Genomic DNA, 13,565 nt, shown 5'->3' on the forward strand with positions numbered 1-13,565 from the left:
CTGTTCACCCGAGTCGACTCCGGCTCGACACATCCCATCCTAGACAGGTGTCCAGGCCGTTGCCAGGGGATGCCCGCAGTCGGCGGCGCGCCTTCGGGGAGGTCCGACGGACCGGTGTTCGACACGATCGGGCCCGTCGGTCGGCTCAGACCGATCCCGACCCGTGCGTCTACTGCAATGCCTCGATGAGCTGGGCCTTGGTCATCGAGGAATACCCTTTGATGCCCTTGTCCTTCGCCTGTGCCCGCAACTGGACCACGGTGGGCCCGGTCCGCCGGTCCGGCAGCGACGTCGGCCAGTTCGCGACAGCTTTACGAGCCGGCGATTCCGCGGCGGACTCCGGTGACGGCGGCGCACTTCGCGTGGTCGCCGGTCGTGGCGATGCCTTCTTGGCGGGGGTTTTCCGTGGCGCTGCCTTTCGCGGGGCCACCTCGGGCGAGCTTGGCGTCGTCGGCGTGGTCGCGTCATCATCCGCGGTGGTCGCCGACTTCGACTTGTCGGCAGCGACTTTGATCTCCGGTACCGAGGAGGCGGCCTCGCGATCCGGCTCGCTCGCGGCCGTACCCTTCGACGCTGTCGCCTTCTTCTGTCCGGTGTTCTTCGCAGATTCTGGCGCGGACTCGACTATCGCCGAGTCGGCCTCGCCGCCTTGTTTCTTCCCGGAGCCTGACGAGGACTTGCCGGGCTTGATCTTCGTCGATTCCTTCGTGCCTGCCTTGGCAGACTTCGAGCCATCGCCGCCGGACTTCCCAGCCGGGACGGCTTTCTCGCCGCGGGCGTCCCGGCTCACCCGCTCGCTCAGTTCGGCACGCAGTCGGGCAGCTTCGCGCTCGGCCTTCTTCACCCGCTTGCGCGCCGACTTCTGCGCGTCGGCGAGTTCATTGGTGAGGCGCTCGATCTCGGCCTCGAGCCGTTCGATCAATTTGCGTTTCTTACCCATGTCCACCGCTCCGATCATGAGGAGGTGCTGTCGGGCAAGAGTAGCCACCCGAGCAGGCCGGACCAGGTAGGACACGACGCGACGACGATGATCGATGCTCAGCGGCCCGGGGCCGGTGCCACCGTTTCCCGACGATCCGGTGCCGCCAGCACCCTGGTGACGAACCGCGCCAGATCATCGCGCAGCACATCTCCGGCCTCGAGAGCGCCGAAATGCCCGCCCGCGTCGACGTCCGACCACTGAACGATGTGGTTCGACCGTTCGGCGAACCGCCGGATGGACGGATCTCCCCGCAGCGCGAGAACCGCAGTGGGTACACCGGACGACACGAATGCCTCGGGATCGGCGAACAGGCTGCGGTACTCGGCGTACACGTTGTTGGCGGTGGAGGTGGCGTTGCGCCGGAACCAGTATGCGGAGATGTTGGCCAGCATGAGGAAGCGGAACCGGGCGTCGTCGAGGATGCGCGAATCCCCGGTCCATGCCTCGAATTTCTCCAGCATCCAGGTCAGCAGCGCAACCGGCGAGTCCTCGAGCCCGTAGCCGATTGTTTGCGGGCGAGTGGCCTGAATGACGTTGTAGCCATTGCCATCTGTCAGGAAATCGTCGATCAGCGCCAACCGCTCCAGATCTCGGGAGCTCAGCGCACCGCGCTCGTCGTCGTCGACCGGACCGAACGGCATGAACCCGAGAGTTGCTGCGTTCACGTGTATTCCGAGAACCGAGTCCGGTGCGACGCGCCCCAGATGCGGGCCGATCACCGCACCGTGATCGCCGCCTTGCACGACGAACCTCGCATATCCGAGCAGGCTCATCAGCCGAACATATGCGCGGGCGGTCCGGTCGACTCCCCAACCGGAGGATGTGGTCGGCTCCCCCAGTCCCGTGCCCGGATGTGAAGGGACGACCACATGGAATGCGGGGTGGCCCACCTCTGTCGGTTCGGTGAGCGTCGGCACGATATCGAGGAACTCGATCACCGAGCCCGGCCAGCCGTGTAACAGCAACAACGGCACCGCGTCCGGTCGCGATGATCGTCGATGGACGAAGTGGATCGGCTCGCCGTCGATCTCCACGATGAACTGGGCGAGCCGATTGATCTCGTCCTGTACCGACCGCATGTCCAGCTCACGCCACGCCTGTGCGAATCGCCGGGCATCGGCCACCGGCACCCCGCGGCCACTCTCACCGCCAGGTATCTGCTTCGGCCATCGGGTCCGGTCCAGCCGGGCGTGCAGATCTGCGATCTGCGCTTCGTCGATCGCGAATTCGTAAGGCTCGGGCGCGGTGTCGGTGGCCATGTCGCTGTCCTGTCGGTCGGGATCATCGATGAGTCCGATGATCACCGCCATTGCGGTCAGCTGATGTCCGCGTTCCCGTCGCGACACCCAGCCGCGCCACCCACCGCCCCGACAACGCACGTCAGGACGTGTCGTACCTCAGCATGAAGCGGATGCGGTCCCCTCGGATTCGGCGACGTAGATAGACCGTGGGCCTGCCGGTCTCGTCGACGTTGACGCCGTCCCGGAGCATGACCGGACTCCCGGCGGGAACCGACAGCAACGCGGCATCATCACGGTTCGCCACGATCGCCGTCAACGACCGCCACGCATGCTGTAGCCGCAGACCGTGGTCGTCGCGCAGCAACGCGTACAGTGCGACTCGACTCCCCACCCGATCCGCGAACCCGGGAAACCGCACCGCTTCGAGCCAGTAACTGCACACGAACAGCGGTTGGTCGCCGGTCGCCACGACCGTGTCGATGCGCACGAACGGGCCGTCGACCCCCAGCGCCTCGACAGCATCGTGATCGCGGTCGTCGGAAACCGCGTCCACCAGTGTCTCGGTCTGGCCCTCCTGTACGAACTCGGCGATGGATGCGGTGCTGCCGGCGTCCGCGTCGGTCGACGGCATCCGGGGAAGGTCGACGTCGACGACGACGGGCCTGTCGCTGACATAGGTGCCCGACCCCTGGCGGACCGTCACATGTCCGGCGCGCGCGAGCTCGCCGATGGCCTGACGGATGGTGAGTCTGTTGACGCCCCATTCGACCGCGAGGTCACTCTCGGTGGGCAGCCGCTGTCCCGGCTCCAGTTCGCCCTCCCGGATTCGGCGCAGCACCTCGCTCTCCACCTGACGATAGACCGGCGGCCGGCGTCCACTGCCCTGCTGCTGCCGACTCATCGCAACCCGGAACGGACGAAGGCATTGACAACCTGACGCTGCAAGACCACGTAGACCGCCAGGATCGGCACGCACAATGAGCCGGCAGCCGCCATCATCGCACCGTAGTCGGTGCCTGCCTCGGTGATCAGGCTGCGGAGCCCGATCTGCACGACCGACGCCGGATCGGACAGCACCAGAAGTGGCCAGAAATACTCGTTCCACGCCGTGACGAAGAGCAAGATGGCAAGTGCTGCAAGAGGTCCACGCATCGACGGCACGACAACGGTCCACAGCGTGTTCCAGTGCGATCGACCATCCATCCGCGCGGCGTCGAGCAGTTCACGCGGGAACGAGCGCATGTGTTGACGAAGCAACAACACCGCGAACGGCGCGGTGACCTGCGGAATGATCACCCCGGTCAGAGTATTCAGCCAGCCGAGCTGTGACAAGAGGACGTAGTTGGGCAGCATCGTCACCTGGAACGGCACCAGCCACGTGGCCACGAAGACCAGGAACACCACCTTGTCACCGCGAAACCTCCAACGCCCGAACGCATATGCCGCGAGGAGAGCGGTGAACAGCTGACAGGCGGCGACTCCACAAGCCATCAGTGCAGTGTTCCCGATCAGGCTGCCCAGCGGGAGGAGGTCCGCGGCCACGCGCAGATTGTCCAGGCTCATCCCGTGCGGCAGGACCGAACGATCGAGCACCTCACCGCGAGGCCGCAGAGCCGTGAGATACATCCAGAGGATGGGAACCAAGCTGAACACCGCGATCGCGCCGAGGACCAGGTGTCCTCCGAAGCCCCGAACTCGATCGCGAATGGCGTTGTCAGTCATCATGAAAGCTCCATCGGTCCATCAGCCACACGGCACCCCACGCGATCAGTCCGAAGCCCAGAAAGAACAGGACGCTGGCGGCCGAGGCCAGCCCGACGTCGAACGAACCGAAGGCGGTGTCGTAGAGCAGGTAGTAGAGGTTGGTCGTGGAATCCCCGGGCCCACCCATGGTCAACGTCTGGATCATCGGGAACATCAGCTGGGCGGCCGACAAGATGGTGAGCGTCGCCATGAACAGAAGCGTCGGCGACAGCAGCGGGAGAGTGATCTTGAAGGTGATCTGGCGTTCGGTGGCACCGTCGGTGCGCGCGGCGGCCGCATAGTCCTCGGATATGCCCGACATACCCGCCGACACGACGAGGACTGCGAAGCCGAGCAGTTGCCAACCGACGATCAGCACGATCGACCACATCGCCCAGTTGGGGTCGCGCAGAAAGGAGATCGGCGCGATGCCGAACATCCCGAGTATCTGGTTCACGAGACCGCCGGGGTCGAGCAGCCACCTCCAGATGATGGCGGTGACGACGGGCGCGATCAGGTACGGCGCGAAGATGACCGCACGGTAGAACGCTCGGGCCCTCCCGTGGATGCGCTGTGAGACGAGCACGACGATGACCGGGATGACGATGGTGAACGGAAGCAATCCGATCAGGTACAGCAGGGTGTTGATCGTCGCGCGGCCCAGCTGGGGCAACTGCAGCGCTTCGACGTAGTTGGACCACCCTGCCGGGTGAGCCGGGGACGTGGGGACGAGATTCCAGTCGTAGAACGATAATTGAAAGGTCTGTACCAACGGCGAGTAGACCCAGATCACCAGGCCCGCCAACGCCGGCACCAGGTACAGATACGGAACCGCGGACCCGGCCAGGCGACGCAGCACAGGTCGCTTGGCGACCGGCACCTCACCGGAACGGACTTCCGGCGGTACGCACTCGACGAAACGTCCGGGGGTGCGATACGGGGAGTCGACGAGAGTGGTCATGTCATCTCCTCACTTCTCCATCAGGGCCTGGGCCCCGGATTGTGCGGTGCTCAAGGTGTGCTCCGGATCGGCGTTGCGATACACGATCGCGTCGGCGGCCTTGTTCAGCAGCGTTCGGATCTGCTGATAGTTCGGCCCAGGGAACGACACCCACGGTTCGAGCCGGTCGAGCTGGGCGACGTTGGGCCTGACGAAACCGGGATGCGCATCGGCGAACGACTTGAGGTATTCCGGATCGTCGATCAGAGAGGCCCGCAACGGGACGTACCCGATGTTCTCGGTGATCGTCGTCTCCGACTCCGGACTCGTCAGGAACTTGATCAGCTCCCATGCGGCCCGCTGTTTCGCCGGATCCTTTGCGAGGATGAACAACGCCGAACCCGAGTTCGTCGGCACTGCGGGTGCATTGCCGAAGCCCGGCATCGGCGCAGCCGCCGCCTGCCACTTGCCCTCCGACGATGTCAGGATCGAGTTCTGCAGTGCTGCCGAGGTGAGCAGCATTCCCAGATCGCCTCGGAGAAAGGCGTCTTGGGCATCCGAACCGCTGACGTTGGCGAGTGCGTTCGGACCGGCGTGCGCGATCTTCTGCATCTCGGCGAACGCACTCACGGTGCGTGGATCCGTCCACGGAACGCTCGCCGCGTCCTCGGACAGCAGCCGACCACCTGCCGAACGCACGATCCCGGTCAGACACCAGTCCCCACCGGACGTCGCGTCCAGGCAGCTGAGGTAGGCACCACCCGTGGTCCCCGGCAACCGGCCGATCGCGGCGGCGGCGGTTGCCACCTCGTCCCAGGTCTTCGGAGTCTTCGTGGGATCCAGACCGGCCTTGCGGAACAGGTCGCTGTTGATGAAGAGCATGGGCGTGGAGAACACGTACGGGATTCCGTAGGTCTTGCCGTTCACATCACCGAGCACGGCGGCGCGCGGTGCGTACGGATGTGGACCACCGGTCAGCAGATCCTGGACCTCGCTCTTCCCGACCAGATCGTCGAGGGGTTGAGCGCCGAGGTCCTGTGCGGCATAACGCAGGTCGGCGAAGGTGAGCTGACCGACATCCGGAGGATCGCCCGCGATGACCTGGCGCTGCACACTCTGCGCCACCTCGGCGACGCCGCCTTGCGGGGGCACCGCCTCGACGTGGATGTTGGGATGAGCTCTCTCGAAATCGGCGACCAACTTCTTGGTGGTGTCACCGAAAATGCCTGCGCTGGAGAGGTTGTAGCTCTCCCAACGGATCGACACCTGTTGGTCCGGCGCGAGGGAGGGGATCATCTGGGTGCCCGCGGCAGAATCAGAGGACGCCGTGGGTATGTTCGCGCATCCGGCGATCGTGGCGGTCAGCGCCAGGGCGATCGCCGGAATCACTTGGCGAATGGACATAGGTCGCGACTTTCCGATCACAGGGCCAGCGCCGGAACGGATTCGGACTGCCATGTCAGCCGACGGCCGCTCTGCGCAGAGAACAGGTGGATACGTTCGGGATCGACGGCGAGTGTCGTCGACTGCCCCGACGTCAGACCGATCGGACGCGGACCACGGACACTGATCCGCGTCTCGCCCAGCAGACAGTCGGCAACTTCCTCGCTGCCCAGGTTCTCGACGATGTCGACCCGTCCCCGCAGTGTCGGACCGGGGTGGTTTGCGCTCACCGGGACGAGGTGTTCGGGGCGGATTCCCAGCAGCACAGCTCGTTTCTCGCTCTCGTCGCCGATCATCGGGAGGACCAGATCGACACCGGGTGCACGTACCGCGAGCTGTCCGTCGTCGGAACAGAGTTCGGCAGGTATCAGATTCATGGGCGGTGAGCCCATGAACCCGGCGACGAAAGCGGTCGCCGGCTCGTCGTAGATCTCGACCGGCGTGCCGTACTGCTCGACGCGACCGGCGTTGAGCACCGCCACCCGGGTGGCCATGGTCATCGCATCGATCTGATCATGGGTCACGTACACGAATGTGGTGTCGAGCCGACGATGCAACGAGATGAGTTCGGTGCGGGTACTGGCACGCAGCTTGGCGTCCAGATTCGACAACGGCTCGTCCATCAGGAAAGCCCGTGGTTCACGAACCATCGCTCTTCCCAGGGCAACTCGTTGGCGCTGACCACCGGACAGCTCCTTCGGTCGCCGCCGCAGCAAGGGGCCGAGATCGAGGAGATCGGCCACCTCGGACACTCGCCGACCGATCGACTTCTTCGGCATGTGTCGCACGCCGAGACCGAAGCCGAGATTCTTCTCCACGGTGAGATGCGGGTACAGCGCGTAGTTCTGGAACACCATGGCCAGGTCGCGGTCACGGGGCGGTCGCGTGGTCACATCGTCGCCGTCGACCAGGATGCGTCCGGCACTGGGTTCGAGCAGGCCGGCAATCATACGCAGCAAGGTGGTCTTGCCGCACCCGCTGGGACCGAGCAGAACGAGGAACTCGTTGGCCTCGGTGCTCAGCGAGATGTCGGAAACGGCTGTCGTGTCACCGAAGTGACGCGAGATGCCGTCGAGTTCGAGAGCGGCCACCTCACACCGCCGCGGTCATGGCCTCGATCGCCTTCGCGATCTCGGGCACGTCATGCTGAGTGCGCTGGGCGAGGCCGGGGACGGCACAGAACGACGCCGTCACGTCGGCGTCGGTGACGTCGTACTCGATGTAGCCGAGTTCTTGACGCGTCTCGGGCAACGACTCTCCGTCCGAGGCCAGGAATGCCGTGGCGGGAGCCCACACCTCGAGAGCCGCTCCACGCGCAGTCTGCCGGTGGCAGTGCAGATGCCCGCTACCCACCGCGCGCAGATCGACCTCACCGAGCAGCGACAACAGACGGTCACGCGCCACCGGCCCCACATCGAGTTGGTGATCGGTCGGAACCTCGGAGACGGCCCACAGCGGCTTGTGCAGGAACAGCAGCACGGGCCGGTCGCGACCGATGTCCTCGAGTGTTTGCTGGAGCCAACGCCATTGGTCGGCCTCACGCTGCAGATTGGAGCCGAGCAGCTCGCTGTTGATGCCGATCACTGTGACCGTGTCGATGTCGTGACGCCAGTGACCGGGCCCGAAGACCGACTCGTGGGCGGCAATACGTTCGTCGGTGACGACGAGCCCTGCCCACGCGTTGTTACCGGGCATGCCGACGTCATGGTTTCCCGGGATGACCAGCAACGGCGCATCGACGAGGTCGAGGAGCTGTCGCGAATGCTCACGGTCGCCTGCGTCGTCGGGGTGCAAGACCTGGATGTCCCCGGAGTGCACCACCAGGTCCGGGCGAACCGTCGTGTTCAGATGATCGGCGAGGAGACGGAATGATTCCTCGGTCGGACCGCCGGCAGCGGTCAGGTGGGTGTCGGAGATCTGGACGATCTTCATCGTGGAAGTCCTTTCGGTGTGGCGGTTTTGGGTCTACGAGCGGGTGATCAGTGAGTCGTCGCGGAGGGGGCCGGGCAGGTGAGGGCGGCGCGGAGGCCGTCGAGATCGGCTGCGGGCACGCCGTGTGCGCCCAGATAGGCAGTGGCGCCCCCGTACTCGGCGTTCAGCACACGCAGCATCGCCGTCATCGACCTCGACTCGGCGCCGCGGAACTCCTCGGCGGCGGGATGAGCGGCGCCGGCCTGTGCGGGGACGGTCTCGAAGAACTCGGCCGTCAGGTAGTCGGCGGTGAGCGCGTAGTCCCCGGCGACCACGTCGTCGGGGACGCCGATCGCCGACAGCACCAGGGCGAGCACCACCCCGGTCCGGTCCTTGCCTGCGGCACAGTGCACCAACGCCGGTAGCGCCCCGGGACGGGCCAGGTCCGAGACGATCTCCGCCAGTTGTTCTCCGCGTTCACGAATCAATGCGACGTAGAGGTCCCCGAGTGGATCATCGCCGGGCTCCGCCGACTCGGACATCAGCGATCGAGGATCGAGCGGGCGGTGTCGCACCGACGGGACAACCGCGTCCAGACCGGTCGGAAGGAGGTCACGTTCGGTGTCGTCACGGAGGTCGACAACGGTCTGCAGGCCCAGCCGCATCATCTCGGGGCCGCCGTTCACTCGCGGAGCGTCGGAGCGGAACAGCAGACCCCATTTCGTCTGGAGTCCCTCCGTCAACGGGTATCCGCCGACGTCGCGAAGGTTGAATGTCGCACCCAATGCGAGCCGGCGTAGCTGTGGTGTTGTGGTCACTCCCCTATTCATCTAGATGAAAGTGGCGATCATCTTGTCGAAAGGTGAATCGTTTCTGTCGCCAAGACGTCTAGATGAATCACCGGGTCGGCGTCGGCGAACTCCTCGGCCCGGCGACAAGCCCGATCGATCGGCGTAACGTCGCGTTCAGGTGCTCGAGTTGAGAAGACAGCCGGCAAACCGCAGTCGATCACGATGAAGGAGTCACCATGCCAGACCGCGAACCCGGGCCCTCGGTCAAGGACGACGAGCTCTACGAGAAGCTGCGCGACGAAGGCAATTCGAAGGAGAAGTCCGCTCGCATCGCGAATGCCGCAGCCGCCGAGTCTCGCTCCGAGGTGGGCTCGAAGGGCGGCAGCTCCGGCTCCTACGAGGACTGGACCGTCGATGAATTACAGGATCGCGCAAAGGAACTCGGGATCTCCGGCTATTCGGACCTGAAGAAGGACGACCTGATCGAGAAGCTCCGCAACCATTGAGACTGCAGGGTCATCCCGGCAGCAGACCGAGTCGGCGCGCCGTGATGACCGCCTCGAGCCGTGTCGACGCGCCCAGTTTGCGCATGGCGTCACGCATGTAGCCCTTGGCGGTCTGGACGCCGACGCCCAGTTCTGCGGCGATCCGCGCATTCGGATGGCCGAGAGCGGCCAACGCGACCACGTCGCGCTCTCGACGAGTCAGTGAGATCGCCGGTACCGCAGCGTCGGGTGATTGCTCGACGAGCATGTCGGTGATGCGGTCGATGCGGCTCGCGAAGGCAGCATCGTCGACGGTGCGTGCCAACGCGCGCAGTTGGGCATACGTCTCGGTCAGCCGGTCGCGGAGAACGCTGACCTCCGGAACGGCGGCCGCCGACTCGACGGCGGTCCGCTGGGCGACGATGCGCTGTTCGAGCGTCCGGGCCTCCATGGCCAACACGTCGAGGGTGCGATTGCCGATCGGATCGTCGGTGCGCAGTGCGCCGTAGAGCACCGCGACCGGATCCCGATCGACGATCACCGGCACGGCAGCCATGGCCCGTAGCCCCTCGGTCGCGATCACCGGGTTGTAGCGGTGAGTGATGTCGGGTGTGCGCAGATAGTCGTCCACCGCGACGGGGCGATTGACGCTCACGACCTTGCCCCCGAGGCCGTGCCCGACGTCGACCGACACTCCGGACAGTGCGCCGACGGTGGGGCCGACGAACTGTTCGAGCCGCACGCTCCGGCGTTTGCGCGTCGCCGCGGGCGCCACCATCCCGGCGAAGGCGAGCGACACGCCGCTGGTCTGTCGGATCCGGCGCAAGGCGTCGAGAACGAGGGACGTCTCGCCCATCTCACCTCCACAACACGCCGCCCCCTCTTCGGGGGGTGTTTCCGGCGCCGTTCGACGCGCAGAATGTGACCGAGCTTACTCGTCGTCCCGTGTCGGCCGACGAGGCGATCCGCCCGACCAGCAGTAAGAGGTATCCGATGACGCAGACCGCCCCGATCCCCGCCGATGTCGCCGCGACGCTCGACGACTGGTTGCGCACCTTCGGCGCCGACGACGCCAATGCAGCCGAACTCCTGGTGGACCGCCACGACCCGGAGGCCGTCGCGTTCACCACCATCGATGTGGACGGCGACCAGCTGGTGACGGTGGACCTCACCTATGGCGACCTGGCCGACCGGTCCAAGCGGTTCGCGTCGGCGCTGGCCGACCTCGGCGTCGGTCGGGGCGACACCGTCGGCGTGCTGATGGGCAAGCGTGCCGAACTCGTCGTCGCGCTCTTGGCCATCGCCCGCCTGGGTGCTATCTACATCCCCCTGTTCACGGCGTTCGCCCCGCCCGCCATCGAGATGCGGTTGACGGCAGGCCGAGCACGCGTCGTGGTGACCGAACCGGGTCAGGCGGACAAACTCGACGGGATCGAGGGCATCACCACGATCGTCGCCGGCGAGCAGTTCGACGACATGGTCGCCGCGGGCGATCCGATCGAGGACTCGGTTGCCGTCGGTGGTGACGGGTCGTTGATCCTGTTGTTCACCAGCGGCACGACCGGCGCACCGAAGGGAGTACCCGTTCCCGTTCGGGCACTCGCCTCGTTCAGCTGCTACATGCACTACGGGCTCGACGTCTCGGCCGACGATGTGTTCTGGAATGCCGCCGATCCCGGGTGGGCGTACGGCCTCTACTACGGTGTGCTCGGTCCGCTCGCGACCGGCTGTCGGAACCTGTTGCTGCACGCGGGCTTCTCCCCGGAACTGACGGCGCGCATCCTGCGCGAACTGGATGTCACCAATTTCGCGGCCGCACCGACGGTCTACCGATCGCTGTCCAAGGACGCGTCGTTCACCGGCTTCCGGCTGCGGCGCGCATCGTCGGCGGGCGAGCCCCTCACCCCCGATGTGATCGATTGGGCGCGAACCGCTCTGGACAGCGAGGTGCGTGATCACTACGGCCAGACCGAGCACGGCATGTTCATCAACAACCACTGGCATCCCGATGTCGCCGCGCCTGTCGTACCCGGGTCGATGGGCACCCCCATGCCCGGCTTCGCCGCGGGCATCGTCGACGGGCAGATCGCCATCGACGTCGCCAACAGCCCACTGATCTGGTTCACGGGATACCTCGATGCGCCGGAGAAGACCGCAGCACGCTTCACCGGAGACGGTGCGTGGTACCTCACCGGCGACACGGGCCGTGTCGACGACGACGGGCGTTTCTGGTTCACCGCACGTGACGACGACGTGATCATCATGGCGGGCTACCGGATCGGTCCGTTCGACGTGGAGAGCGTGCTGATCACGCATCCGTCTGTGGTGGACGTGGCCGTCGTCGGGCGCCCGGACGAACTGCGCGGCGAGGTCCTCGAGGCCTTCGTCGTCCTCGCCGACGGGGTTGTCGGATCCGATGATCTCGAGAAGGAGTTGCAGCAACTCGTCAAGACGGGGTTCGCCGCGCACGCCTACCCGCGAGCCGTGCACTTCGTCGACGCGCTGCCCAAGACGCCGAGCGGAAAGATCCAGCGGTTCATCCTGCGGAAACAAGAGTCCTGACCGGCCTCGACGCATTGCGGACCGAAACTGTCCGCAATGCGTCATAGGTTTGTCCTCAGCAAGGCGAAGACACCTCAGCAGGACAACCGAAAGGCTCGATCATGGCCGGCACCTACACCTCCGTCACACTGCCCTTCACCGTCGACGGCGAAAAGGAAGACCTACTCACACTGATCGCCGACCAGCGGGAACTGTTCAAGGTCACCCTTCGGGGCGTCACCGAAGAGCAGGCGCGCAAGCGCACCACCGTGAGCGAGCTGACCCTGGGCGGGCTGGTCAAGCACCTGGCCATCGGTGAGCAGAGCACCCTCGAAGAGTTGGTCGAACGTGACGACACCGCCGAGTTCGACATGTCCAAGGCGGAATTCGGCTACGACCTGCGCCCCGACGAGACGTTCGCCGACTGGCTCGACGAATACGACCGCGCCGCCGCCGCACTCGACGCCTACGTGGCCGGAGTCGAGAGTCTCGACGAACTGATCCCGCAGATGACCGCACCGTGGCAGCCCGAGCGCGAGTGGTGGACGATCCGAAAGATGATGCTGCACAAGCTCCGTGAGACCGCCCACCATTCCGGTCATGCCGACATCATCCGCGAGGCACTCGACGGCCAGTCCACGATGGCCGCGCTCTACACCGGACCAGAACTTTCCTGACCGCGGCCCGGTCGGGTGCCGGCCCTGAAACCGCCCCGCCTCCGGACGGCCCCTGAAATCCGCCCACCGGCGACGTGCCACCGACGCAATGGCACCTGCACCGCCGAGGTGGGTGTCTTTCAGGGGCCGTCCGTCGTCGGGACGCTTTCCGGGGCGTCGCTCACCGCTGCCCACTCCTCGCGCACATTCCCGACGCCATCCGCCGCTGGACACCGACCAGGTCAGCGCGGCACCACCGCGTTCCCGAAGGCGATCTTCGCCTGTTCACGCGCCTCGTCGAGGTTCATCGCGCCACGATCGAGTAGTCCGACGGCCCCGATGACCAGCATCGCCAGCTGACCTGCAGCGAAGACCGGGTCGAGCCGCCCGTCGATCTCACCCTGGATCTGGCCACGACGGATCATGCGGATCACCGGCGCGCTCGCACGGACTTCCGACTCGAACAGCGCCGGATCGCTGCGCCGGTACATGAGGATGAACCGGTATCGCTCGCCGATCGTGATCGCCTCGTCGAGGTAATCGCGCAGGGCCGGAACGACCGGTCCCTCGGTCGGCAATCGATTCGACAGCGCTGCCGTGTCGGCGAGTACCTGCTCGTGTAGCGCGGTGACCAGCTGTTCACGATTCGTGAAATGCCGATACAGGGTCGCCCGATTGACCCCGGCCGCCTCGGCGATCTGCTGCATCGACGCCTGCGGCGACTGGCCGAACAACGCGATCGCGGCCGCGATGATCGCTGCACGATTGCGTTCCACGTCGGCCCGTACTTGCGCAGCGACAGTCACCGGCCTAGCGTACCTGCAACACCGAT

Annotated in this window: 14 protein-coding genes; 3 read left to right on the forward strand and 11 right to left on the reverse strand. The window is 65.8% G+C overall.

Annotated elements, in window-relative coordinates:
- Window positions 1-169: 169 nt before the first annotated feature.
- From AAFP35_RS02925 to AAFP35_RS02965, 9 genes are all read right to left on the reverse strand, one after another.
- Window positions 170-940, reverse strand: a complete 771-nt coding sequence (locus tag AAFP35_RS02925) for a Rho termination factor N-terminal domain-containing protein (protein WP_419220443.1) — start codon at window positions 938-940, stop codon at window positions 170-172.
- 98 nt (window positions 941-1,038) lie between these two features.
- Entirely contained in the window at window positions 1,039-2,328 is a 1,290-nt protein-coding gene (locus AAFP35_RS02930; protein WP_419220045.1) for an epoxide hydrolase family protein, read from the reverse strand.
- A 34-nt stretch (window positions 2,329-2,362) separates the two neighbouring features.
- A complete protein-coding gene (locus AAFP35_RS02935) occupies window positions 2,363-3,124 on the reverse strand; it encodes a GntR family transcriptional regulator (RefSeq protein ID WP_419220046.1) in 762 nt (253 codons plus the stop codon).
- Window positions 3,121-3,948 carry a carbohydrate ABC transporter permease gene (locus tag AAFP35_RS02940; protein WP_419220047.1) on the reverse strand — a complete coding sequence of 276 codons (828 nt, stop codon included), beginning with the start codon at window positions 3,946-3,948 and terminating at the stop codon, window positions 3,121-3,123. The genes AAFP35_RS02935 and AAFP35_RS02940 overlap by 4 nt, the downstream gene beginning before the upstream one ends.
- Window positions 3,938-4,927: a carbohydrate ABC transporter permease gene (locus tag AAFP35_RS02945; RefSeq protein ID WP_419220048.1), complete on the reverse strand. Its 990-nt coding sequence runs from the start codon at window positions 4,925-4,927 to the stop codon at window positions 3,938-3,940. Before AAFP35_RS02945 ends, AAFP35_RS02940 begins: the two co-directional genes overlap by 11 nt.
- Window positions 4,928-4,936: 9 nt before the next feature.
- Window positions 4,937-6,310 carry an ABC transporter substrate-binding protein gene (locus tag AAFP35_RS02950; RefSeq protein ID WP_419220049.1) on the reverse strand — a complete coding sequence of 458 codons (1,374 nt, stop codon included), beginning with the start codon at window positions 6,308-6,310 and terminating at the stop codon, window positions 4,937-4,939.
- 17 nt (window positions 6,311-6,327) lie between these two features.
- Window positions 6,328-7,440 (reverse strand): ABC transporter ATP-binding protein, encoded by a 1,113-nt coding sequence (locus AAFP35_RS02955; protein WP_419220050.1) that lies wholly within the window; start codon window positions 7,438-7,440, stop codon window positions 6,328-6,330.
- 1 nt (window position 7,441) lies between these two features.
- A complete protein-coding gene (locus AAFP35_RS02960; RefSeq protein ID WP_419220051.1) occupies window positions 7,442-8,281 on the reverse strand; it encodes a metallophosphoesterase family protein in 840 nt (279 codons plus the stop codon).
- A 47-nt stretch (window positions 8,282-8,328) separates the two neighbouring features.
- Window positions 8,329-9,078, reverse strand: a complete 750-nt coding sequence (locus AAFP35_RS02965; RefSeq protein ID WP_419220052.1) for a tyrosine-protein phosphatase — start codon at window positions 9,076-9,078, stop codon at window positions 8,329-8,331.
- A gap of 209 nt (window positions 9,079-9,287) precedes the next feature.
- Here AAFP35_RS02965 and AAFP35_RS02970 point away from each other — a divergent pair, with 209 nt between their 5' ends.
- Complete coding sequence (locus tag AAFP35_RS02970) at window positions 9,288-9,557, forward strand: DUF7218 family protein (protein ID WP_419220053.1); 270 nt, start codon at window positions 9,288-9,290, stop codon at window positions 9,555-9,557.
- A 10-nt stretch (window positions 9,558-9,567) separates the two neighbouring features.
- On the opposite strand, the gene AAFP35_RS02975 is transcribed toward AAFP35_RS02970, so the two are convergent.
- Window positions 9,568-10,392, reverse strand: a complete 825-nt coding sequence (locus AAFP35_RS02975; protein WP_419220054.1) for a LuxR C-terminal-related transcriptional regulator — start codon at window positions 10,390-10,392, stop codon at window positions 9,568-9,570.
- A 137-nt stretch (window positions 10,393-10,529) separates the two neighbouring features.
- Between AAFP35_RS02975 and AAFP35_RS02980 the strand changes: the two genes are divergently transcribed.
- Window positions 10,530-12,098, forward strand: a complete 1,569-nt coding sequence (locus tag AAFP35_RS02980) for an AMP-binding protein (protein WP_419220055.1) — start codon at window positions 10,530-10,532, stop codon at window positions 12,096-12,098.
- Between the two features lie 101 nt (window positions 12,099-12,199).
- On the forward strand, window positions 12,200-12,754 hold the full coding sequence (locus AAFP35_RS02985) for a DUF664 domain-containing protein (RefSeq protein ID WP_419220056.1): 555 nt from the start codon (window positions 12,200-12,202) through the stop codon (window positions 12,752-12,754).
- 221 nt (window positions 12,755-12,975) lie between these two features.
- Here AAFP35_RS02985 and AAFP35_RS02990 read toward each other — a convergent pair whose 3' ends face one another.
- On the reverse strand, window positions 12,976-13,539 hold the full coding sequence (locus AAFP35_RS02990; RefSeq protein ID WP_419220057.1) for a TetR/AcrR family transcriptional regulator: 564 nt from the start codon (window positions 13,537-13,539) through the stop codon (window positions 12,976-12,978).
- Window positions 13,540-13,565 lie beyond the last annotated feature (26 nt).

It is taken from the genome of Gordonia sp. CPCC 206044, from assembly GCF_048537895.1.
Lineage (GTDB): Bacteria > Actinomycetota > Actinomycetes > Mycobacteriales > Mycobacteriaceae > Gordonia.

What these genes read in the sequence shown, in the direction of transcription:
- AAFP35_RS02925 (WP_419220443.1), bottom strand. Translation starts at nt 940, where the DNA reads ATGGGTAAGAAACGCAAATTGATCGAACGGCTCGAGGCCGAGATCGAG.
- AAFP35_RS02935 (WP_419220046.1), bottom strand. Translation starts at nt 3,124, where the DNA reads ATGAGTCGGCAGCAGCAGGGCAGTGGACGCCGGCCGCCGGTCTATCGT.
- AAFP35_RS02940 (WP_419220047.1), bottom strand. Translation starts at nt 3,948, where the DNA reads ATGATGACTGACAACGCCATTCGCGATCGAGTTCGGGGCTTCGGAGGA.
- AAFP35_RS02945 (WP_419220048.1), bottom strand. Translation starts at nt 4,927, where the DNA reads ATGACCACTCTCGTCGACTCCCCGTATCGCACCCCCGGACGTTTCGTC.
- AAFP35_RS02950 (WP_419220049.1), bottom strand. Translation starts at nt 6,310, where the DNA reads ATGTCCATTCGCCAAGTGATTCCGGCGATCGCCCTGGCGCTGACCGCC.
- AAFP35_RS02960 (WP_419220051.1), bottom strand. Translation starts at nt 8,281, where the DNA reads ATGAAGATCGTCCAGATCTCCGACACCCACCTGACCGCTGCCGGCGGT.
- AAFP35_RS02970 (WP_419220053.1), top strand. Translation starts at nt 9,288, where the DNA reads ATGCCAGACCGCGAACCCGGGCCCTCGGTCAAGGACGACGAGCTCTAC.
- AAFP35_RS02975 (WP_419220054.1), bottom strand. Translation starts at nt 10,392, where the DNA reads ATGGGCGAGACGTCCCTCGTTCTCGACGCCTTGCGCCGGATCCGACAG.
- AAFP35_RS02980 (WP_419220055.1), top strand. Translation starts at nt 10,530, where the DNA reads ATGACGCAGACCGCCCCGATCCCCGCCGATGTCGCCGCGACGCTCGAC.
- AAFP35_RS02985 (WP_419220056.1), top strand. Translation starts at nt 12,200, where the DNA reads ATGGCCGGCACCTACACCTCCGTCACACTGCCCTTCACCGTCGACGGC.